A 22,899-nucleotide genomic window follows, 5' to 3' on the forward strand; every position below is an offset into this window, starting at 1 on the left:
ACGGCACGGACGTCGGCTTCAGGACGCCGACTTCGGCGCGGGGCTCTGCTGCGCCTGCGCCTGGGCTTCGGCAGCCTTCTTCGCACGCCAGCGGGCGAGCCTGCGCGTCTGGCGGACCTTCTCTTTGGCACGAACCTGCGGTTTCTGAGGCATGCGCCCCATATAGCCGATCCCCCCGGGGGGGCGCTACCATCCCGCGAGAGGTTCGTGCATGAAAACCCTGGTTTGCCGCTGTGAGGACGTGACGCTCCACGAGCTCGAAGCGGCCCTCGAGCGCGGCTACCGCGACATCGAGTCGGTCAAGCGTTACACCGGCTTCGGGACTGGCTGGTGCCAGGGCAAGTGGTGCCTCGCGCTCTGCGCGCGCCTCGTGCACGAGCACGGCGGCGACGTCGACAAGCCCATCACGCCGCGGCCCCCGTACCACCCCGTCTCGCTCTCCGTCCTCGCGGGCCTCGACGAGCTCGACCTGCCCGGCGGCGGCACGCACCACGGCGAGGGCGAGGGCGCGGCCCCGAAGGCCGAGTCTCCGTCTCACGCCGGCACGCTGGTGACCTCGTCCCCGCCGAACCGCTCCACGTAGTCGGGACGCAGCCCCGGGCACGCATCGAAGAACCGGCAGCCCTCGCAACCCGCGGGCTTCACGCCTCCCGTGAGGCGCGAGTTTTTCAGATCGAACACCTCGTCCGGCGTCACGACCCGCACGAGGTCCGCGCCCGGGTGCCGCACGTTCTCCTCGTACCCCGGCAAAAAGCAGCGCGGGATGTGCAGCGCGTGCACCTCGTAGCCTCCTTCTCGCGCCGCCTCGAACGCCTCGCGCGCCTTCGCGGCCACGTCCGTGAGCCGCGGGAGCTGATGCACGTTCGCGCGATTGTTGTCCGTCAGCGACACGAGCCAGAGCCGAAACTGCCGGATCCCCTGCGCGAAAAGCCCATCGACCCAGCCGCGCACGTCCCGGTACGTATCCTCCTTCAGGATCAGATCCGCGATCGGATCGAGCTTGCGCGCGACCAGGTTCTCGATCGCCTTCCGCCGCAGCTCGGCCGTGCCTTCGCGTTGCACCGTCTCCTCGTATGCCGCGTCGCTCGGCGCGTGCATCGACACGTGGAACTGATCGACCCCTGCGTCGACGAGCAGATCCAGGTACGGCGCGTGCGCGTACCGGAGGCCGTTCGACGCGACTTTCACGTGCTCGAACCCGCGCTTTTTCGCGTACCGCACGAGCGCTGGCAGATCGCTCCGGATCGTCGGCTCGCCGCCGGTGAACGCGACGTCCCGAAAACCTCGTGTGGCGGCCCGATCGATCTCCCGCGCCACCTGCTCCGTCGTCAGCGCGCGACGCCGCATCGCCTCGGTGATCGTGCAGTAGGTACACGCGAGGTTGCAGTCGTAGCCGAGGACCACGTCGAGCAGCGGCACGCCTGCCATCGTATCAGACGAGTCAGACGCGCCCTCCAAACCCCCTTGCGCGCCCGCGGCCCCTGGTCCACGTTCCCGCCCCATGGCAGCCCTCGCTGGCCGAGTTTCCGTTCTCCTCGCGCTCGCGTTCGTCTGTCCCGCGTGCACCACGCTCGCCACGGGGCCGGATTGGACGGGGGGCGGGCTCGAAACGATCGGGCCTGCGCGGGCGGCCGAGCGCGAGGCTGTCGAGGAGCGTGAGCGACAGCGGCTCGCGCGCCAGCCGACACGCATCGGCGCGCGCCACATCCTCGTCATGCACCAGCGCTCGCAACAGCGCCCCGAGGACGTGACGCGCACCCGCGAAGAAGCGAAGCAAAAGGCGCAGGAGTGCTTGCGCGCACTGCGCTCGGGCGCCGCATGGGAGTCGCTCGTCACCGAGTGCTCCGACGAGCCGGGGGCGGCCGAGCGCGGCGGGGATCTCGGCCAGTTCGAGCGCGGCGCCATGGTCAAGTCCTTCTCGGACGCGGCCTTCGGGCTCCAGATCAACGAGATCAGCGAAGTTGTCGAGACCGCTTACGGCTTTCACATCATCCAGCGCACCGAGTGATCGTTCCCCTCGGGCGCTCGGGGCCTCGAATCCTGTTATGTTCGAGGCATGCAGGCGTGGAGGACGGAGGAGCACCATCGACTGGCCCAGGAGCGCGAGCGCGTCCTTCGCTGGAAGGACTGGGGCCCCTACGTCGCGGAGCGCGCCTGGGGCACGGTGCGCGAGGACTACAGCGCGAGCGGCGATGCCTGGGGGTATTTCCCGCACGACCACGCGCGTAGCCGCGCCTATCGCTGGAACGAGGACGGCCTCGCGGGGATCTGCGATCGCACGCAGATCCTCTGCCTCGCGCTCGCCCTGTGGAACGGCCGGGATGCCATTCTGAAAGAGCGCCTCTTCGGCGTCACCAACGCCGAGGGCAATCACGGCGAGGACGTCAAGGAAGTCTACCATTACGAAGACGCGACCCCGACGTCGAGTTACCTCCGTTTCCTCTACAAATACCCCCATCGCCGCTATCCCTACGAGGAGCTCGTCGCGGGAAACCGCATGCGCGGCGGCGACGAGCCCGAGCTCGAAACCTGGGACCTCGGCCTCTACGACGAGGGCCGCTACTTCGACGTCCGTGTCGAATACGCGAAACGCACGCCGAATGACATCTTGATGGTCGTCACCGTCGAGAACCGCGGCCCCGAGGACGCCCCCCTTCATCTCCTGCCGCACCTCTGGTTCCGCAACACCTGGTCGTGGGACGAGGTCGTCGTCGCGCCCCCCGAGATCCACGAAGGCGAGCGCGGCGAAGGGTTTTTCTCTCTTCGCTCCAGCCACCACGATCTCGGCTCCCATTACCTCTACATCGAGGGTGACGACACGACCCTCCTTTTCACGAACAACGAGACCAATACCGAGCGCCTCTACGGCTCGCCGTCGCGCACGCCCTACGTCAAGGACGCCTTCCACGCGCGGGTCGTCCACGGCGACGAATCCAGGACAAACCCCGAGGGCCGCGGCTCGAAGGCAGCGGCGTGGCGCGTCTTCAACGTCCCCGCCGGCGGCCGCGTCGTCCTCCGCGCGCGGCTCTGCCCCGGGCCCGAGCGGGCCCCGTTCGAGGGCTCGGACGAGCTCCTCGCGAAACGCAAGGCCGAGGCCGACGAGTTTTACCTGGCCATTCAAGGCCCGCACATGTCGGACGAGCGCCGATCGATCCAGCGCCAGGCCTCCGCGGGCTTGCTCTGGTCGATGCAGTTTTACCATTACGACGTCGACGTCTGGCTCCGCGGCGACGCGATCGCGCCGCCGGCCGCGCGGCTCCGCGGCCGGAACAAGGATTTCCGCCACCTCTCGGTCGCGGACGTCATCTCCATGCCCGACAAGTGGGAATACCCCTGGTTCGCGGCCTGGGACCTCGCGTTCCATGCGCTCGCGCTCGCGCCGATCGACATGGACCGCGCGAAAAACCAGCTCAAGCTGATGGTCAAGGAGTGGTACCAGCACCCGAACGGCCAGATCCCCGCCTATGAATGGGAGTTCGGCGACCTCAATCCGCCGATCCTCGCCTGGGCCGCCTACCAGCTCTACAAGATCGAGCGCAAGCAGCGCGGCAAGGGCGACCGCCTCTTCCTCGAGCGCATGTTCCACAAGCTGCTCATCAACTTCGCCTGGTGGGTGAACAAGCGCGACGCCGAGGGGAACAACGTCTTCGAGGGCGGCTTCCTCGGCCTCGACAACATCTCCGTCTTCGATCGCAGCGAGCCGCCCCCGCCCGGCATGAAGCTCGAACAGGCCGACGCCACCGCCTGGATGGCGATGTATTGCATCGACCTCATGCGCATCGCGCTCGAGCTCGCGATGGAGAACTCCGCGTACGAGGACGCCGCGAGCAAGTTCTTCGAGCATTTCCTCCGCATCGCCTACACCTTCCACCACGCCGAGCCGCCCGAGATCCCGCTCTGGGACGACGCCGAGGGGTTTTACTTCGACATCCTCACGATCCACGGACAGCCCCACCACCTGCCCGTGCGCTCCATGGTCGGCCTCATTCCGCTCTTCGCCGTGCACGTCATCGGCCCCGAGGTCTATCGCAAGCTCGACAACTTCCGCCGCCGCATGGAGTGGTTCCTCGGGAAAAACCCTCACCTCGCCGAGGCCCTCGTCAAGCGCCCCGACGGCCGCTACGTCCTCACGGCCGTCCCGCCCGGCAAGCTCGAACGCGTGCTCGGCCACCTCTTCAACGAGGACGAGTTCCTCTCGCCCTTCGGCCCGCGCTCCCTCTCGAAGGAGCACAAGAAGCGGCCCGTCGTCGTTTGGCAGGGCGAACGACGGCTCGAGGTCGGTTACGAGCCGGGGGAATCGAAGAGCCGCATGAAAGGCGGAAACTCGAACTGGCGCGGGCCCGTCTGGATGCCGACGGCGTACATGATCTATCGCTCGCTGCTCCGCCTCGAGCACGGCTTCGGCGACATCCTGCGCGTCCCCGCCACGCGCACGCACGGGCCGCGCACGCTCGGCCAGGCCGCCGACGAGATCGCGGCCCGCATCGTCGCCCTCTTCGAGCGTGGCCCCGACGGGAAAAGGCCCGTCTACGGCGACACCGACCTCTTCCAGCTCGACCCCCATTTCCGGGACAACCTTCTCTTTTACGAATACTTCCATGGGGACACCGGCGAGGGGCTCGGGGCCTCGCACCAGACCGGCTGGACGGGCCTCGTCGGGGATCTCGTGCTGCGACTCGAACGGCATCGGAGGCACGATTCGGCATGAGCCGCCTGGGCAAAGGAGACGAGCGCGGGCAAACGACCCTCGCCGCCCTCCTCGCGTCTTCCATGCAAACCCCGGAGGCGGCTGCGCGCCTTTCGCTCGCGCTCGCGCTCGCGCTCGACGAGCTGCACCGCGCGGGCCGCGTCCACGGCGATCTGTCTCCCGCGACGATCCTCGTCGAGCCCGCGTCGGAGGACGCATTCTTCACGGATTCCGGCCCCCGCAGCGGGGCCGATGGCCGCGGGCCTTGCCGCGAAGCCTCGCTCGCGTATGCGGCCCCGGAGCGTACGAGGCGCGCGAGCCGCGGATTCGACGGGCGCGCGGATCTCTATTCGCTCGGCGCCGTCCTCTATGAAATGCTCGCGGGCGCGCCGCCGTTCGTCTCCGCCGACCCCCTCGCGCTCGCCCACGCGCACCTCGCGCGCGCGCCCGTGCCCGTGCACGAGCGCATGGCATCCGTCCCGCGCGTGCTCTCCGACGTCGCGCAGAAGCTCCTCGCGAAGGCGCCCGCGGATCGTTATCAAACGGGCCGCGCGCTCGCGCTCGACCTCGAACGATTCTTGCGTGAAGGCCCCGAGGCCACGCCCTTTCCGCTCGGCGCCGGCGACGGCCCCGACGATCGGCGTATCTGGGACAAAACCTTCGGTCGCGAGGCCGAGGCCCGCGCGATTGCCGAATCCGCGCGGCGGGCCATGTCCGGCGCGCCCGAACTCGTGCTCGTCGTGGGCCCGGCCGGCTCCGGTAAATCCACGCTCGTCGCCGAGGCGCGCGAGCGAATCATCCACCAGGGCGGCCTGTTCGTCGCGACCAAACCGAGCGAAGGCGCGGCGCCCCGCGCGCCCCTCGCCGAGGTCATGACGGCCCTCGCGCGCCGCGCCCTCACCGAGCCGCAAGAGCGCCTCGATGCGATTCGCGCCCGCCTCCTCGAGGCCCTCGACGGCCATGGCGCCGTGCTCGAAGACCTCGCGCCGGACGTCTCCCTCGTCCTCGGAAAATCACCCCCGCTCCCGGATCTCGGCGCCGCAGAATCACGAAGGCGCCTGGGACGCGCCGTTTCCGCCTTCCTCCGCGTCTTCTGCGCGCATTGGCCGCTCGTCGCCGTCTTTTTCGACGACCTCGATCGCGCCGATTCCGACACGCTCTCCATTCTCGGCGACGTCCTCGCCGAGGAAGGCCTCTCGCATCTGCTCGTCCTCGGCGCGGCGCACGAGGAAGATACCGCGCCCGCGCGGCCGCTCGGCGCGTTCCTCGAATCCATCGTCCCGCGCGGCGTCGCCCTTCAAAAGGTCCTCCTCGGCCCGCTCGAGCCCGAGGACGTCGGGCGCATCGTCGCGGACGTCCTCTCCGTGCCCGAGCCCGAGGTCGCGGCGCTCGCGCGCCTCTTGCACCGCAAATCGCGCGGCAATCCATTCCTCGTCCTGCACGTGCTCGACGCCCTCTTCTCCGAGGGCCTCGTCGATCGGGATCCTGCGACGAACGCCGTTCGCTGGGACGAACGGCGCATCCTCGAAGTGCCCATTCCGGACGACGCCGCCCGTTTCGTGGCCGACCGGCTGAGCAAGCTCTCCCCCGAGGCGCGCCGCGTCCTCGGCGCCGCGGCCGTGCTGGGCCACGGATTCGAGGAGGACAAACTCGACGCCGTGCTCGGCGCGCCCGAGGCGGGCCTCTCCGCGGCGCTCGCCGAGGCGATCGATCTCGGGATGATCGTCCCGGGGACCGGCACCTACCATTTCGTTCACGAAAAAGTGCGCGAGGCGGCTCGATCGCTCCTCGAAGAAGACGAGCGGGCGCGCGTGCATCTCGCCATCGGTCGCGCCATGCGCGCCGAGCCCGGCGCCGCAGACGATCGGCTCTTCGAACTCGCCCACCATTTCCGCGAGGGCGCCTCGCTGCTCGACGACGAGAACGAGCGCCGCTCCGTCGCGCGCCTGCTCTTCGAGGCGGCCCGCAAGGCGCAATCGCAGGCTGCATTTCGCGTCGCCGTCGATTTCTACGACGCCTCGGCCGCCCTCCTCTCGGCGCCCGCGCTCGCGTCCGATCCCGCGTTCGCCGTCGCGCTTTTCTCCTCGCGGGCCGAATGCGCGTACATCGAAGGCCATGCCGAGCGCGCGGAGGTGCTCTTCTCCGAGGCGCTCTCGCACGCGCAGACGCCCCTCGAACGAGCGCGCGTGCACGGGCAACGCCTCTCCCTCCGGGTCTCGCGCGGCCGATACATGGACGCGATCGCCGCTGGACGCGAAGGTTTGTCCGAGCTCTCCGTCGTTTTGCCCGAGCGCGGGGCCGAGGCTGCGTCCCTCCCGGCGGCGCTCGCCGATATCGCGCGCCTCGTCGGCGGGCGTTCGCCGGAGGACCTCGCCCGCGCCCCGCGTATCGAAGATCCGCACGCCGTCGCGCAGCTCGATCTGCTCACGGCGCTCGTCCCGCCCACGTACATCGCCGATCAGGCCCTTTATCTCGTGGTCGTCGTGCGACTCGTCGCCGCGTGCGTCGAGCACGGCCACGCCGACGTCGCAGCGTATGCGTACGCGAGTTATGCCCTCATGCTGGCGATGATCCTCGGCGACGCGAAGGCCTCGCGGGCATTCTTCGACCTCGCGGTGCTGCTCGAAGATCGCATCGAAAACCCGGGGCTCCGCGGCAGGACGTCCTGGACCATCGGCGCATGCGCCACGCCGTTTTTGCCTGTCCGAGGCGCGCTCCCGTTCGTCGACCGCGGGCTCGTCCATAGCCTCGAAGTGGGCGACGTCCCGTACGTCTCGTATTCGCTCCACCTCGGCGTCGCCCTGCGATACTGGTCGGCCGATCCGCTCACCTCCGTGCGCGAGGCGTGGAGCAAAGCGACGGGGATCTTGCCGGACGTGCGGGATCCGATCGCCACGCACACGCTCGCCGCGCTCGGCCGGATGCTCCACGCCCTCGAAGGGCGCACGCAGGCGCCGACCTCGTTCGACGGCGACGATTTCGACGACGCGGCGTTCGTCCAGACGATCGAGCCGAGCTTCGGATATGCGGCGTGCATGCACCACGCCCTCCGGACGCAGCTCTGCCTGCTCCACGGCGATCTCGACGGCGCGCTCGTATGGGCCGAGCGCACCGAGGGGCAGATGGCCGCGGGTATGTGGCTCTACCTCGAGACCTTCTCCACCTTCACCACCGCCCTCACATTCGCGGCGCGCCTCTCCTCCGGCGCGGACGAGGCCGAGCGCGCGCGCCTCCGGGAGCGCCTCGCGCCCCATCTCACGAAGCTCGGCGCCTGGGTCGCGCTTTATCCGGACCACTGGCTCCCGCTGCATCGCCTCGTTTCCGCGGAAATCAAGGTCGCGGACGGGCATCACGGCGAGGCCCGCGAGCTTTACGACGAGGCGATCGAGGCGGCCCGGAAAAACGGGTTCCTTCACCACGAGGCGCTCGCCTGCGAGCGCGCGGCGCATTATTACGCCGGCCGCGAGAGGCCCGAGCTCGCGCGGCCGTACCTCGAAGCCGCCATGCGCGCGTACGTACGCTGGGGCGCCACGGCGAAGGTGCGCGACCTCGAAGCGCGGCACCCCGACGTCTTCGGCGGAACATCGTCGGAAGATTGGGGGAGCGGCTCCGCGGACAAACCGACGCGCCACGCCGATCGTCCCTCGCGCGGCGGCCGGTCGCTCGACGTGATGGCCATCGTGCGCGCGGCGCAGGCCATTGCCGGCGAAATCGACCTCGATCGCCTGCTCGAACGCCTCCTCCGCACGGTCCTCGAAGTCGCGGGCGCCGATCGCGCCGCGCTCGTCCTCGTGCGCCGCGGTGAGCTCTTCGTCGGCGCCACGTTGACCGTCGACGGCGCGGACGTCGGCGCCATGCGCCCGCTCGCCGAGGCCTCGGGCGTCGCGCCGAGCGTCGTGCAATACGTCGCCCGCACGCGCGCGCCGATTGTCGTCGGTCGCGGCGTGGCTGGAACGCCGTTCGAGGCCGATCCGCACCTCGGCAGCGCCGCGCCCTGCTCCTTCCTCGGATTGCCGCTCGTCCACCGCGACGCGCTCTCGGGCGTCCTCTATCTCGAAAATCGCCTCGTCGAGGACGCATTCTCGGAGGACCGCGTCGAGCTCCTCTCGCTCCTCTCGTCGCAGGCGGCCATCGCGCTCGAAAATGCGATTCTCCTCGCCGACGTCCGGCGCCGGACGGACGACCTGGCGCGGGCAAACGACGGCCTCCAGGCCGAGCTCTTTCGCCGGGCCAAGGCCGAGGCGGAGCGCGCGTCGTTCGAGCAGGCGATGATCGAAATGCAGCGCGCGCGCCTCGCCGAGCTCTCCGCGCCGCTCGTGCCGATCACCGACAACGTCATGGTGATCCCGCTCGTTGGCACGGTGGACGCCGCGCGCGCCGAGGACCTCCAGCGCGTCGCGCTCGACGGGGCGAGCAAGCGGGCCTTGCGCGCGCTCATCATCGACATCACGGGCGTGCGCGTGGTCGACAGCCACGTCGCGGGCCGCCTGCTCGACACGGTGCGAGCCGTCGAATTGCTCGGCGCTGAAGTCGTGATCACTGGTATCCGCGGTGACGTCGCGCAGGCGCTCGTGAAGCTCGACATCGACTTCGGCGCGAAGGTCCCCACGCGGAGCACGCTCCAGGCGGGGATCGCGTATGCTCTCTCTCGCTGCCGACGCTAGAATCGATTCGAACCAGGACCCCTTACCGACCTTGGCCGATCCGTCCCCTGCGCTCGTCCCGTCTTCGCGTGCTCCACGCATGACGAACGGCCGCTCGGTGTGGTAATGCATAACGAGGAGCCATGCGAACGACGTTCTTTCTTCACGCATGGGTTTTGGCGCTCGGGCTCGCCTCCGTGGGTTGCGGCGGGCCCGAGGTGCCGCGGCGCGATTGCACGACCGTGATCTGGGCCGAACCCGGCTCGAAGGGCGACATACGCGTCGAGGGGAGCTGGGACGACTGGGCCGAGGCGAAGCCCCTCACGCAGCGCGACGATGGATGGTTTCTGCTCCCATTGAATTTTTCTCCCGGCGAGTATGGATACCGCATCGTTCGCGACGGCGAGCGATCGCTCGATCGGCTCAATCCTCTGACCACGTGGAAGGGCGAAGAGGAGGTGTCGCTCGTGATCGCCGAGAGCTGCGGCGCGCCCGAGATTCGTATCGACGCGGTCGAGGTCTCCGGCGACGAGGTCACGGTGAGCGGTGTTTTTCTGGCCGCGCCCGAGGGAGCCGCGCTCGACCCCGCATCGCTACGGGCCGAGCTCCGCGCCGGCGGCGATATTTTGCCATCGAACGCGCAGGCGTCCGATGGGCGATTCACGTTCGTCGCGCGTGGCCTCGGCCGCGGCAAACATACCTTCACCCTTCGCGGCGCCGACGAATCCGGCAACGAGGCGAGCCCCGAGATCGCCGTCGCGTGGATCGATCCGGCCCAGGCCTCCTGGGACGAGGGCCTTTTGTATCACCTCATGATCGACCGTTTCCGGGGCGACGGAGGCGCGCCGCTCGCGCCGTTGCCCCCGGACAAATCCGGCTCGCGCGCGGGAGGCACGCTCGACGGCGTGCGCGCGGAAATCGAGCGCGGCACGTTCGACGAGCTCGGCGTCACGGCGATCTGGATTTCGCCCGCCTACACGAATCCGATCGAGGTCCGCGAGGGCCGCGGCGACGGCCGGCCCTATGAAGGATATCATGGCTACTGGCCGCTCGAATCACGCGGGGTCGAGCCGCGGATCGGCGGCGAGGACGCCCTCCGCGCCATGGTCGACGAGGCCCATCGGCACGGGATCCGCGTGATCTTCGACCTCGTGCCGAACCACGTCTACGAGCACAACGAGCGATACATCCAGAACCGGAACAAGGGCTGGTTCAACGACGGCGTCGACAAATGCGTGTGTGGCTCGCCCGGCTGCGGCTGGAGCGAGAAGCTCCCCACGTGCTGGTTCACCTCGTACATGCCCGACGTGCGATTCGAGCACCCCGATTCGATGCGCGCCGAGGTCGACGACGCCGTCTTCTGGATGAAGGAGTTCGACGCGGACGGCGTGCGCATCGACGCCGTCCCCATGATGCCGCGCGCGGCCACGCGCCGGATCTCGCACGCGCTCGATCGCCTCGCGACGGGCAAGGACGCGCTCTTTTCGATCGGCGAGGTCTTCACCGGCCCCGGCGCGATCGGCATCGAGAGCATCCGGTATTTCCTCGGCCCGCATACCCTCTCCGGCGCCTTCGATTTCCCGCTCATGTGGAAGCTCCGTGAAGCATTTGGCCACGACCGCGGCAGCCTCTCCGAGCTCGAAGAAATTCTCGTCTCGACCGACGCAGCCATCGAAGGCTCGGGCGCGGCGCTCGGCCGCATGATCGACAACCACGACACCTCGCGGTTCGTCTCGGAGGTCACGGGCGACGGCGCGAACGACCCCTGGTACGACAAACCCGCGCAGCCCACGGATCCGGTCGTGTATGCGCGGGCGAAAATGGCGCTCGCGTTCATTTTGACGCTGCACGGCCTGCCGGTGCTTTATTACGGCGACGAGATTGCGCTCGCCGGCGCGGGGGATCCGGACTCGCGGCGGGTGATGCCGGATCCCGCCACCGTCGGGCCGCTGCAATCCGAGGTGCGGGACCTCGTCCGCCGGCTCGGCCAGCTGCGCCGCTGCTCGCCTGCGCTCCGCACGGGCACGCGCAGGCCCATCGTGGCGACGAAGGACGAATATGCTTATTTGCGCGACGCGGGGGATGGGGATCCGGTGCTCGTGTTTTTCGCGCGCAAGACGACGCTCGTCTCCGTGCCGACCGGCGCCGTGCCGCTCGGCAGCTACGTCGACGTCATGACCGGCGAGACGATCGAAATCACCGCCGGCGGCGCCGTCCCGCTCGAAGCCCTCTCCTTCCGCGTGCTCGTGCGCGCGGGGAGCCCTTGCCGCAACCCTTCACCCTGACGGGTCTCCGAATGAAACTTTCGACGAACACGTTCACAGCGCTCGCCCTCTCGGGCCTCCTCGTCGCGCCTTTGCTCGGCGCGGCGTCCTGCTCGAGCGACGACCTCAATGGTTATCAGCCGCCCGATGGATTCGGAGGCTACGATCCGGGGGAAAAACCCCCGGTGCTCAGCGGCTCCGGCTCCGGCGTCGGCGCGGGCGGCCCCGGCCAGGGCGGCGCGGGCGGCGGCGAGCCCCCGGGGCCGCCCATGTGTGACGACAGCTTGAAGCGCTGCGATTACCTCTTCACGCTCGCCGACATGGGCCAGAGCAGCGTGGTCGTGCGCGGAAACTTCGCGGCCGACGGCTGGGACGTCGGCGTCCCGCTGGAGAAGGCGAACGGGCAATGGGAAGCCACCGTCCCGATCCCCTACAACCAGCCCGTCCAGTACAAGTTCGTCATCGACGGGAGCAACTGGATCAACGATCCGGGCAACCCGAACACGATCGATGACGGGTTTGGCGGGAAAAATAGCCTCGTCTCGCCGACGACCTGCGATCCCTGGACGTGCGACGATCCGCCGGAGGACAGCCCCGTCGAGGCCTGGCGCGACGCGGTCCTTTATTTCGTCTTCGTGGACCGCTTCCTCGACGGCGACGCCTCGAACAACGGCGCGCCGGTGCCGAACGTCCCGCAGGCGTCCAATTACCAGGGCGGCGACTGGCAGGGCGTCATCAACAAGATCAAGGACGGTTATTTCACGAAGCTCGGCGTGAACTCGCTCTGGCTCACGGTCCCGATCGACAACACCGACCTCGCTGGATTCGGCAACGACGGCAAGAACTACAGCGCCTACCACGGCTACTGGCCGACGGATTTCTACAAGGCCGAGGAGCGTTTCGGCACGATGGCGAAGCTCAAGGAGCTCGTCGACGAGGCGCACAAGGTGAACATCACCGTCCTCATCGATTACGCAGCGAACCACGCGCACGACTCGGCCCAGGTCTACAAGGACAACGCGAGCTGGTTCTGGCCGAACACGAACGGCAGCGGCGGCAACTGCGTCTGCGGCGAGGGCTGCTCCTGGGACGACCCCGCGACCACCGAGAAATGCTGGTTCACGCCGTACCTGCCGGATTTCAATTACGAGAATGCGGCGGCGCGTAAGTACAGCATCGACAACATGGTCTGGTGGTGGCAGCAGACGGGCATCGACGGCTTCCGCCTCGACGCGCTCAAGCACATGCACATGTCGTGGCTGACGGAGCTCCGCTCGCGCGTGACGGCCGAGATCGACTCGGTCACGGGCAAGCATTTTTACATGGTCGGCGAGACGTACACGGGCAACAAGTCGCTCATCAAGAAATACGTCAATCCGTCCACCATGCTCGACGGACAGTTCGATTTCCCGCTCCGCGCCGAGATCTGCTCGAAGGTCCTCATGCGCCAGGGCACGATGCAAGACCTCGAAGGCTTCCTGAACGGCAACGACGACGCCTATGGCAATGGCGTCATGAGCACGTTCATCGGCAATCACGACCTGCCCCGCGTCATTCACCTGGCCCAGCAAACCCCGCTCTGGAGCGACGCCTGGGACGGCGGCAAGAACATGAACTGGCAAAACCAGCCGGGTTTGCCCTCCGGGACGGACGCATTCGAGCGCATGGCGAACGGGTTCACGCTCATCATGACCACGCGCGGCGTGCCGCTCATCTATTACGGCGACGAGATCGGCCTGCCCGGCGCGGGTGACCCGGACAACCGGCGTTTCATGCAATGGAACGGCTACTCCGCCGGTCAAACCCTGCTACGCACGCACCTCGAAAAGCTCGGGCAGATCCGAAAGGATCACATCGCGCTCCGTCGAGGCAAGCGCTCGTCGCTCTGGGCCTCGGCCGATACGATGGCCTACAAGATGGTGCACGCCACCGAGACGGTCTACATCGCCATCAACCGCGGGGACATGCAGGGCTCCGTCGGGAACCTGCCGAGCGGCAACCTCACGAACCTGCTGACGGGTCAGAGCGTGAGTGGTCCCACTGTAAACCTTCCGCCACGCAGCTCGATGATTCTCGTGCAGTAACGTTCCACGTCCGTCAGGCGCGTCATGGCGTGCTATGAATACGCCCATGACGACGACGCTCCCTGCTCTGCGTTACGATCCGATGGATCCTTCCTACGTGAAGGATCCGTACCCCTTGCTCACCCGCTTTCGCGAAGAGGCTCCCGTATACTACTGGGAGCAGGGAGGCGGGCCGGTCTTTTTCCGCTACAAGGATTGCATTGCCCTGTTGAGGGACGCGCGGCTGGGACACGATCCCACCGTCGGGGCCGGCTTTCCGCCGGAAATGAAGGCCGCCTATCCCGACTTCGTGACGCTGCGCGAAAATGATCTCTTCATGGTCCCTGCGGAGTCGCACGCGCGCCTGCGCAGGCTCCTGAACCCCACGTTCGGCCCGCGCGCGGTCGAGGTGCACCGCCCGAAGGTGAAGGCCATCATCGAGGGACTGCTCGAAAAGTTTCCTCTCGAGGGGGTGATCGACGTCTCCTCGGATTACACGCGGCAATACCCCGTCCGCGTGATCGCCAGCGTTCTCAACATCCCCCCGAACCACGAGCCGGAGTTCATCTCCTTCGCGGAGAGCCTCATCGCCACGATCATCCCGGGGCTCCCCCCCGAGCGATTCGCGGCTTGCATGCCGCCGGTCTCGCGCGGCATGGCGCTCGTGCGCGAGATCATCGCCGACCGCCGGGCTCATCCGATGGAAGACGACCTCATGACCCAGCTCATCAACGCGTGTGACGAGCAGGATCGGCTGAGCGACCCCGAGCTCGTCTCGCTCGTCGCGGGGCTTTTGGTCGGCGGCACCGACACCACGTACCACGGGACGAACCAGACGATTCTCTCGCTGCTCCAGAACCCGGAGCAGCTCGCGATCCTGCGCGCGGAGCCGAGCCTCGCGCGCAACGCATTCGACGAGACGCTCCGGTACAACATGTTCGGCCGCATGCCGTTCCCCCGGTACGCGACCGAGTCGTTCGAATTCGCGAACGTCCCCATCAAGCGCGGCCAGCCCGTGTTCATGTTCCTGATGTCCGCGTTCCGGGACCCCGAATATCTCCCCGACGCGAACGTGTACGACATTCGTCGCCAGCACACGGGGACCCACTGGTTCGGCCTCGGCCCCCATTTCTGCCTCGGCGCCTCGCTCGCCCGCATGGAGGCCGAGATCGCGCTCCAGAGCCTCCTCGCGCGGTACCCGAAGATCGAGCTCGCGGGCGAGCCGGTCTGGGGGAATCACCCGATCATGCGCACGATGGATAAATTCCCCCTCCGCGTCAGCGCCTCGGCCTGACCGTCATTCCGGACAAACCGTCCGCTCTGCGATCGTCTGCCCGTCGATCCCGAAGACCGCGATGTCCTTGCCGGTCATGGCGGCGCCGATCGCCCCGTACCCATAACTCGACAGGAGCTTTCGTTCGGGCCGACGCACCTCGCCGGTCGATCCGAGCTCGATCGTGATCACCTCGCGGGCAAAAGGCCCGGTCGCCGCGATCAAGAAGCCCTCGGCCGTGCCGAGCACGAACGGATCCCGGAGGAGCGCGTTCGGGGCCGACGCGAGCGAGGGCGCGCCGCTCGTCTTTCCTGCGTCGTCGAGGCGCAGCACGCGGATCACGCTGGTCTCGGTCCGCTCGGTGCCGGTCACGCACGCGAGGAGCAGCCCCTTCGGGCCATGGCCGAGCGCGCAATCGCCGGGCTGGAACGGCATTCGCGCCGCCGGGGCGGGCTGCGAGACGATACGCGCGGCGCCGTCGAGCAGCGCCGTCACGACCGCGCCCCCGCGCGCATAGGCCACCACGAGGCCCTTGCTCGTCCAGGCGAGCCCGGGCTTCCTCGTCATCGGGTCCCCGGGAAGGCGCGTCGTTTTTCGCATTGCGCCGGCCTCGTCGAGCCGCCCGACCTCGACCGCGCCATTCTCGTCGATCCACGCCGCCGCGAATCCCCCGGGGACACGCGCGATCGTGGGCTCGCGCCGCCCGGTCGCCGCGGCAAGGACGGCGCGCGTGATGGTTTTCCCGTCGCGATCGACACGCACGAAGATGGCTTCGTCCTTCTCGAGGACGAGCGCCGCCCATCCGCCGTCGTCGAGCTGCAGGACGGAGGCCTCGACCGCGCGCGCAGGCAGGCGCAAGGCCTCGGGCGCGGGGCGCGTGCGCGCGTCGCACGGGCCTTTCGGGGTCACCTCGCTCGGCGCCGGCCCCTCGCGACAGGCGAGGCGGGCCGCCACGATCTCCGGGGTTTTCCCTTGTTGCAATCGATCCCGATTGTACACGGCGAGCCATTCCTTCCCGGTCCACAGGACGGCCGGCATTTCCCCGGCGGAATCCTCGTCGTGCAGGGGGAGCGGCGGGGCGGCGGCGCCGTTCGGATCCACGACCGTGATCAGGGCCTCCGGAGCCCGCGCGACGAGGACCGACGCGTGGAAATGCGCCTCGTAAGCCACCGCGAGCCGCGCGCCGTCCCAGCCGAGCATGGGCTTGCGCGGCGACGCGACGGGATCGGGGTGCGTCGCGACGATCCGCGGCGAGAGCTTGGGATTCCCCGCGCCGTCGAGGATCGCGAGCCATATCTTGCGGTCCTGATCCCAGGCGACGGCGAGGCCTACCCGCGTGGGCAAAAGGACAGGATTGAGCCCGCCCTGGAGCGTCGCGCCCACGCCCGTGAGCCCTTCCCCCGTGAGCCGGCGGATCTCGATGTTGCCGCGCGTCTCGCGCGAATGCCAGCCGACCCAGTACGCCTCGCCGTCCCACACGATCGAGGGAACGCCGGGATTTTCGCCCGCGGAGAGCTCGAAGGTGCGCTTGACCTTGCCCGTCTTCGCGTCGACGAGCGCGACGCGCACCGATTCGTGCATCGGGTAGGGGCCACGCGTCCAGGCGACGGCGATGTCGTCTCGGCCCCACGCGAGCGCGGGCGTGCCGTCGAGCAGCGGCGAGGGATCGATCCGGGCCGACCAGATCGGGCGATCCTGCGCATCGAGCCGCACGAGCTCGATATCGGCCTCCTGCTGGGCGTGATACACGACCGACCCGACCACGACGTCGCTCCCCCGGAACGCCCCCACGACGTGCGAGCGCTCGTGTTTGTCGGGGAACACGATCTCGTGGACGCTTTTCGCCGTGCCCGACGAATCGAGCCGCGCCACGAAGGCCTTCTGCGTGTCGTGATCGAGGTACACGTACCCCGCGCCGGAATCGAGCCGGCCGAGCGAAGGCCGGTCCTCGTAGAAATAGGCCACGGAGCCGCTCGCGACATCGACGGAGACGCGCTCCTCGAGCCCGTGCGCGCACGAGGCCGGCGGCGGCGCCTCGGCGCCCGGGGCCGACTGCGCGGGGCCCTGGCCTTGTCCGGGCGTCGTCGGCGCCGGGGCCGGTTCGCTCTTCATGGGCACGACGCCGGGGGTGCCACATCCGAGCCAGAGACCCATGAGCGCGGCCGGGAGGCCGAGGGAAAGGCGTTTGCCTCGTGAAATCGTCATCATCGTGCTCTCCGGATCTGGCGACGGGCAGGCTGAGCCTAACGCGCGGTGCGCGACCCGTCCACGGTCCTCGCGCCGCGCCCGCCGCCCCGAGCCTGGGTTTTGTTCGAATTCGGAATGCGGGACGATTCCATGTTCCGGGACGCTGGAAAAGTGGAATGCGTGGTCCAGCCTGGTCGGCCCGGGTCTTGCCGCGCACCTCGCCCCGGGGGGAATCATGAAGACGTTTTCCCGGAAGAACGTGCTCGGCTGGGCTCTCGTGGCGATCGTTTCGTGCACGGCCCTCGGTGACGCCTCGGCCAGGGAAGGGGCGGAACGTCCGCCGCGGGCTCCGAACCCGGGCGAGATCGCCCTGCCTTTCTCGGAGCTGGAAGTCCGCGCCTCCGGCCGACCGCGCGGCGAGCTCCGGACCCTCTTGACGTCGCCGCGGATGTACCAGACCTTCGTCGGCAGCCCGCCGCCGGAATACCTCGATTTCCAGCGAGAATGGGTGATCCTGTATGCAGCCGGCACGATGCCGACCGGCGGCTACACGGCGGATATCTCGTACATCGGGCGCTCGACGGACGGGCGCACGCTCACGATCGAGACCCGGCTCATCGAGCCGGGCCCTCATTGCTTCGTGACGCAGGCGCTCACGAATCCGTACGTGCTCGTGCGCTTCCAGCATCCCGGCAACGCACAGCGCGTGGTGTTCACCCACGTCACGGAGGTGCGGGACTGCGCGTCGGAGTCGACGCTCGCGCGCCCGGACGTCGAGGCCGAGGCCGAGTGAACGCGTGAAGATGTGATCGAAGCGCGCACGCCCGCGGCCCTGTGCGAGCCGCGGGCGTGCAGAGAATGGTGTGTCCGAACGTTACGATTCGATCACTGCGCCATCTTGATGAGGACCACGTCCTCCTGGCCGTTGTTCACCGTGAAGTTCCCGTCGCCGAAGAGCACGTTGTTGCTCCGGTAGCTGCCACCGAGCCACACGGCGGCGTTGTTGTCCGCGGCGATGGTCTCGCCCGACTCGGTCTGGGCGCCGCCGAACTTCTTGGTCCAGGCGGCCGTGCCGGCGGGGTTGTACTTCGCGACGAAGATGTCGTGCTCGCCGTTCGACTGGATGTTGCCCTTGCCGAAATCGGTGCTGGCCCAGAATTGACCGGTGACGAGCACGTTGTTGAACGCGTCGACCGCGATGTCCTTGCCGCGCTGCGTGCTCACGCCGCCCATGGCCTTGCTCCACATGTGGAAGCCGGAGGGGCTGTACTTCGCGATGAACACGTCCTCCGCGCCGCCGCTCGTGACCGTGCCGTTGCCGATGTCCATCGAGCCGTTGTACTCGCCGGTCACGAGCACGTTGCCCGCGCTGTCGAACGTCACGGCGTTCGCGCGCTGCAGCTCGCCGTCGCCCGCGCCGAGCACGAAGACGGGGTTGCCCATCGTGTCGAGCTTCGCGACGAAGATGTCGTAACCACCGGCGCTCGTGAGCGTCTTGCCGCCGCCGAAATCGATGCTGGTCTGGAACGCGCCGGCGAGCGCGATGTCGCCCGCGGGCGAGACCGCGAGGTCGTACGCGTATTGCGTCGCCGGGCCGGTGATCGCCTTCGCCCAGAGCGGCGTGCCGCTCTTGTTCAGCTTCGCGACGAACACCTCGAGGCCGCCCCCCGCGATCGGCGAGATGACGTTCGCGCCGATCGTGAGGTTGCTCGAGAACGTGCCGGAGACGTAGACGTTGTCCGCCGCGTCCACCGCGACGCTCGCCTCCTCCTGCGTGTATGCGTTCGCGATTGCCTGGCTCCAGACGTGATCACCCGTGGCCGCGGCGAGCTTCGCCACGAAGATGTCGCGCGAACCATTGTTGCTCGTCAGCGCCGTTCCGCCGAAATTGATGGTGCCGAGGAACTCGCCCGCGATGAGCACGTCGCCCGCGCTGTCGATCGCGACGCTGCCCACGTCCTGCCCGGCCGCATCGCCGTACTTCTTCGCCCACACGACGGTGCCCGTCGAATTGTATTTGATGACGAAGATGTTGTCGTTGCCCGTGGCGGTCAGCGTGCCGATCGGCGCGGGGAGGGTGATCGCCCCCGAGAACCTGCCGACGATGACGCCATTGCCCTGCGCGTCGGTCGCCACGGCCAGCCCGATCTGGTTCTGGTTGTTGCCGAAGGTCCGCACCCAGGTCGTGTCGCCGGTGCACGCGGGCGCCTGGCCATTGCAATCGTCGTCGCCCGTGGTCGCGCAGTTCTCCGGCGTCGGAACGACCTCGCCCGTGCACGGACCGTATCCGGAGCCGTCCGGCGCGCACGTCTCGACGCCCGACTTGCAGAGGCCGACGCCCGACGTGCCCATCGGGCCCGTGTAACAGGCCTTCGTCGAGTTCGGCGCGCACGCGCAGTTCGCGCCGTCGTCCACGAAGCTGTCGCAATCGTCGTCCACGGCATTGCAGGCCTCGGCCTGCGGCAGGACCTGGCCCGCGCACGCGCCGTACGAGAGGCCGTCGGGCGCGCACGTCGCGAGGCCTTCCTTGCAAATGCCGACGTTCTTCGTGCCCGCCGGGCCCGTGTAGCAGGGCATCGAGTTGCCCGGCGTGCACAAGCAGCCCGCGCCGTCGCCGACCACGCCATTGCAGTCCTCGTCGGTCAGGCCGCACGTCTGGACGCCGGGCACGACCTCGCCCACGCACGGGCCATACGAGAGGCCGTCGGGGTTGCACGTCTGGACGCCGGCCTTGCAGGCGCCGACGCCCATCGTGCCATCCGGGCCCGTGTAACAGGCCTGCGTGCTGCCCGGCATGCAGCAACCTTCGTCCGTCTGGCCGTCGCAGTCGTTGTCGACGTTATCGCCGCACACCTCGGTCACGGGCTCGCACATCATGCCGCCGGCGCCGGCGGTACCGCCCGTGCCGCCGCCCACGCCGCCCACGCCGCCGGTGCCGCCCACGCCGCCCACACCGCCGGTGCCGCCCGTCCCGCCGCCGCCCTGTCCACCGGCGCCGCCCGTCGAGCTGCTCGACCCCAAGCTGGTGGCCGGGGGCAGGTCGTCGCTGCAGCCCGCGAGGCCCGCGCCGACGATCAGCGCGAGGGACGAAAATGTGAACGAAGCAAGGTGACGCCGATGCAACATGGAACGAACCTCCGGAATGGAAGTGGCTGCAAGCCAAATGCAGCGCATCATCCACGAAATAGGGCCCCCCGCACAATAGGCCAGGCAAGAAATGCGCGCCCCGCACGGAGGGGGTTGGGGATGTGGCCTGTGTTACTGCCCCGTCTTCGGGAAGATCAGCACGAACGAGCCCTTTGCGGGCCGAAAGACGGTGGTCTTCGTGGGATGGGCGTCGCGCTTGAAATGCGGCATCCAGGGCAGCGCCTTCCACGCGTCGTTGTCCTGAATGAACTCGGGCACCACGAGATCGAGCTCGACGTACCGGTCCGCGGTGGCGGCCGCGAGATCCGGCCCGAACGTCCACTTCTCGCGTCCGGGGCGCGCGGTGAGGTCGTTGTGAATGGCTCCGCCGTACGTGAGGACCATCTTCCCCGCGCCGGCGTTCGCGTTGCGCGAGGCGAGGGTCTTGGCCTTTTCATCCATGAGCCGCGCGATCATCTCCAGCATGACGATGACCGAATCCGGCCCCGCCTTCACGATCGCATCGTAATCGGCGCAGCTCGCGCGCAGGATATGGGGCTTCACGCCGAGCGCGTACGCCGCGTCGCCGAGCGTGACGAACTCGTTCTGGTTCGTCTTGGCCTGGCCCTGCGTGACGGGCTTCTGCTGCTCGGCGACTTGCGCCTCTTTTTCCTTCCCGCATTTCCCTTCGGACACCCAGATTTCGAGCACGATGTCGCTCGCTTTGCCCGCGAGCATGGGCAAAAACGTCTCGGTGAAGCGCTTCGTGGCCGTGGGGATGCCCTCCTTGCCCTTCTGCGCGTGCGACTCGCCGATGCCGAGGATGAGCGGGTTTTCCGCGAGGATCGCGGCAAACGCGTCCTTGGGTGTGTCGTAGAGCAGGCAGCCCATCTCGCCGCAAGGCTCGGGCGGGGCCGCGGGGCCGGGCGCTTGGGCGCTCGCAGAAGGCGCGGGGGCGGGCGCGGCGCTCGGGGGCGGCGCCGCGGAGGCCGTCGCGGGCGGCGGAGGCGAAGCGCTGTCGGGCGTGCGGCACGCGGCGACGGAGGCGAGGCAAAGGAGCGGGAGGAGGCGAGCGCTCAGCATGGCGATGAGGAGTGACGCGAGGACACGGAAGTTCCTCGGCCCTGTCAAGCGGCTCGGCGGTTCAGCGGTGCCCGTCGATTCGTTCGAGCTGCATCTGGTACGATTTCGAGAGCTTCGACTCGTCGACGCGCGGCCGGAGCGCCTTCAGCGCCGAGCGCGTCGCCACGTCCACGTCGGCGCCGAGCCGCGCCGCTTCGAGGTGGAGCTCGAGGGCGCGCTTGTAGCCCGCCTGCGCCTTCCAGACCTCGCCGCGCAGATCATCGAGCTCGGCCCGGTGCTGGGTGAGCATTGCGCACGCCGAGACCTTCTCGCGGCTGCCGAGCATCATCGCCGCGCTCGAAGCGTCGTGCCGCGTCAGCGTCTCCCACATGGGGCCGAACAGATGGAGCGCCGTCGTCTGGACGAGCTCCACCGCCTCGTCGAGCCTTCCCGCGCGCTTCAAGCCGACGACGCGGCCGAAGACGTCGGCGAGCTGTTGGACCATGCGGACCTTCAGGTCCTTGTGCGTGCTCGACATGCGCTTCCCCGCATCCCCTGGCGGAATGTGCACGTTACCAAACGGAGGCCCGGGGGTCGACATTCCGGCGACGGTTGACGACGCGGCGCCCGTGCATGGTAGCTTCGCGGTGCAGGGAGGAGCGTATGGCCACACATCTCCGCGAAGACATGGCGGCGCAGACCGCTGCCGACATCTGCGGCGCGATCACGAGCGCGCTCGATAGTGATCCGGTCACGCGGCCGCTTGCGTCGTTATGGGATGCGCTGGCGCAGAAGGGCGACGGGCTCGCCGCGCAGCGCCGCGCGCTGGAGCGTACGCTCGTGCGGGCGAGGGCGCGGCTCTCCGTGGCCGACGCGCGCTGGGACGCGGAGACGGCGAGCTTCGGTCGATATGTCGTCAACGAGTCGGAAGGGCGGCGCGATCGGCCGCCCTACACGCGGTTCTTCGTGGGCGTGACCCCGTCGGACGCGCAGGCGTTCGGGGTCGATCGGGAGGTGAAGCAGGGGCGCGCGTGGATCGAGGAGCTCGGGCGGGAGCCGGGTTCGGCGCTCGCGGAGAAGTGGACGCCTCGGCTGACGAGCGCCACGGACACGCTGGAGACGAACAGCAAGGAGCGCGAGGCGGCGATGTCCGCGCTCGCGATGCAGGGGACGTCGGAGCTTTTGTACATCGGGGAGATCAACGTGGAGATCGACAAGCTGGAGGGCGCGCTGCTCCAGCTCTTCCCCGGGCAGCCGAAGCGGGTGGCGTCGTTCCTCACGGCGACGAAGCCGCGCCGGAAGCGGAAGGACGACGACGGCGAGGACGAGGGACCGGGGGGCGGGGAGGGCTGATGGACGGCGAGAGGGCGTCGCTCGAAGGAGGGATCGAGCGACGTGGCTCACGCAAGAGGGGGGATCGACGCGGGGAGGAGGGATCTTGCGTGGCGCACGGGGGGTGCTGGGCGCGAGGAGGGTAGGGGCGTGCGTGACGCACGGAGGTCACTCGGGGCGTCGAGGGACCCTCTTGCGTGAGGCGCGGGGGTGGATGCTTACGTCGAGGAGGGGGCGTGCGTGACGCGCGAGGGGCAGGGGA

At 68.7% G+C, this 22,899-nt stretch carries 15 protein-coding genes; 9 read left to right on the forward strand and 6 right to left on the reverse strand.

What is annotated here, in order from left to right:
• Window positions 1–18: 18 nt before the first annotated feature.
• Window positions 19–153 carry a hypothetical protein gene (locus tag QHF83_RS21680; RefSeq protein ID WP_282419797.1) on the reverse strand — a complete coding sequence of 45 codons (135 nt, stop codon included), beginning with the start codon at window positions 151–153 and terminating at the stop codon, window positions 19–21.
• A gap of 58 nt (window positions 154–211) precedes the next feature.
• On the opposite strand from QHF83_RS21680, the gene QHF83_RS21685 reads away from it, so the two are divergent.
• The gene (locus QHF83_RS21685; protein WP_282419798.1) at window positions 212–583 is read left to right on the forward strand and encodes a (2Fe-2S)-binding protein; all 372 of its coding nucleotides are present in this window, start codon (window positions 212–214) and stop codon (window positions 581–583) included.
• Here the strand turns inward: QHF83_RS21685 and QHF83_RS21690 are convergent.
• Entirely contained in the window at window positions 535–1,419 is an 885-nt protein-coding gene (locus QHF83_RS21690) for a radical SAM protein (protein WP_282419799.1), read from the reverse strand. The genes QHF83_RS21685 and QHF83_RS21690 overlap by 49 nt on opposite strands.
• 82 nt (window positions 1,420–1,501) lie before the next feature.
• Between QHF83_RS21690 and QHF83_RS21695 the strand changes: the two genes are divergently transcribed.
• From QHF83_RS21695 to QHF83_RS21720, 6 genes are all read left to right on the forward strand, one after another.
• A complete protein-coding gene (locus QHF83_RS21695; protein ID WP_282419800.1) occupies window positions 1,502–2,008 on the forward strand; it encodes a peptidylprolyl isomerase in 507 nt (168 codons plus the stop codon).
• A 48-nt stretch (window positions 2,009–2,056) separates the two neighbouring features.
• Complete coding sequence (locus tag QHF83_RS21700; RefSeq protein WP_282419801.1) at window positions 2,057–4,708, forward strand: glucosidase; 2,652 nt, start codon at window positions 2,057–2,059, stop codon at window positions 4,706–4,708.
• Entirely contained in the window at window positions 4,705–9,351 is a 4,647-nt protein-coding gene (locus QHF83_RS21705) for an AAA family ATPase (protein ID WP_282419802.1), read from the forward strand. The genes QHF83_RS21700 and QHF83_RS21705 overlap by 4 nt, the downstream gene beginning before the upstream one ends.
• Before the next feature lie 122 nt (window positions 9,352–9,473).
• Window positions 9,474–11,615 (forward strand): alpha-amylase family glycosyl hydrolase, encoded by a 2,142-nt coding sequence (locus QHF83_RS21710; RefSeq protein ID WP_282419803.1) that lies wholly within the window; start codon window positions 9,474–9,476, stop codon window positions 11,613–11,615.
• A gap of 11 nt (window positions 11,616–11,626) precedes the next feature.
• Window positions 11,627–13,678, forward strand: coding sequence for an alpha-amylase family glycosyl hydrolase (locus tag QHF83_RS21715; protein ID WP_282419804.1), 2,052 nt, complete (start codon window positions 11,627–11,629; stop codon window positions 13,676–13,678).
• 46 nt (window positions 13,679–13,724) lie between these two features.
• Window positions 13,725–14,951: a cytochrome P450 gene (locus QHF83_RS21720; protein ID WP_282419805.1), complete on the forward strand. Its 1,227-nt coding sequence runs from the start codon at window positions 13,725–13,727 to the stop codon at window positions 14,949–14,951.
• 3 nt (window positions 14,952–14,954) lie between these two features.
• Here the strand turns inward: QHF83_RS21720 and QHF83_RS21725 are convergent, their stop codons facing one another.
• Window positions 14,955–17,138, reverse strand: coding sequence for a hypothetical protein (locus QHF83_RS21725; protein WP_282419806.1), 2,184 nt, complete (start codon window positions 17,136–17,138; stop codon window positions 14,955–14,957).
• 214 nt (window positions 17,139–17,352) lie between these two features.
• Between QHF83_RS21725 and QHF83_RS21730 the strand changes: the two genes are divergently transcribed.
• Window positions 17,353–17,910 carry a protease complex subunit PrcB family protein gene (locus QHF83_RS21730; protein ID WP_282419807.1) on the forward strand — a complete coding sequence of 186 codons (558 nt, stop codon included), beginning with the start codon at window positions 17,353–17,355 and terminating at the stop codon, window positions 17,908–17,910.
• 92 nt (window positions 17,911–18,002) lie between these two features.
• On the opposite strand, the gene QHF83_RS21735 is transcribed toward QHF83_RS21730, so the two are convergent.
• The 3 genes from QHF83_RS21735 to QHF83_RS21745 form a co-directional block, all read right to left on the reverse strand.
• Entirely contained in the window at window positions 18,003–20,243 is a 2,241-nt protein-coding gene (locus tag QHF83_RS21735; protein ID WP_282419808.1) for a MopE-related protein, read from the reverse strand.
• Window positions 20,244–20,375: 132 nt separating this feature from the next.
• Window positions 20,376–21,326, reverse strand: coding sequence for a hypothetical protein (locus QHF83_RS21740; RefSeq protein WP_282419809.1), 951 nt, complete (start codon window positions 21,324–21,326; stop codon window positions 20,376–20,378).
• Window positions 21,327–21,387: 61 nt separating this feature from the next.
• Complete coding sequence (locus QHF83_RS21745) at window positions 21,388–21,843, reverse strand: hypothetical protein (RefSeq protein WP_282419810.1); 456 nt, start codon at window positions 21,841–21,843, stop codon at window positions 21,388–21,390.
• 125 nt (window positions 21,844–21,968) lie between these two features.
• On the opposite strand from QHF83_RS21745, the gene QHF83_RS21750 reads away from it, so the two are divergent.
• Window positions 21,969–22,658, forward strand: coding sequence for a hypothetical protein (locus tag QHF83_RS21750; protein ID WP_282419811.1), 690 nt, complete (start codon window positions 21,969–21,971; stop codon window positions 22,656–22,658).
• Window positions 22,659–22,899 lie beyond the last annotated feature (241 nt).

Source organism: Polyangium sp. 15x6 (assembly GCF_029960785.1).
Classification (GTDB): domain Bacteria; phylum Myxococcota_A; class Polyangia; order Polyangiales; family Polyangiaceae; genus Polyangium.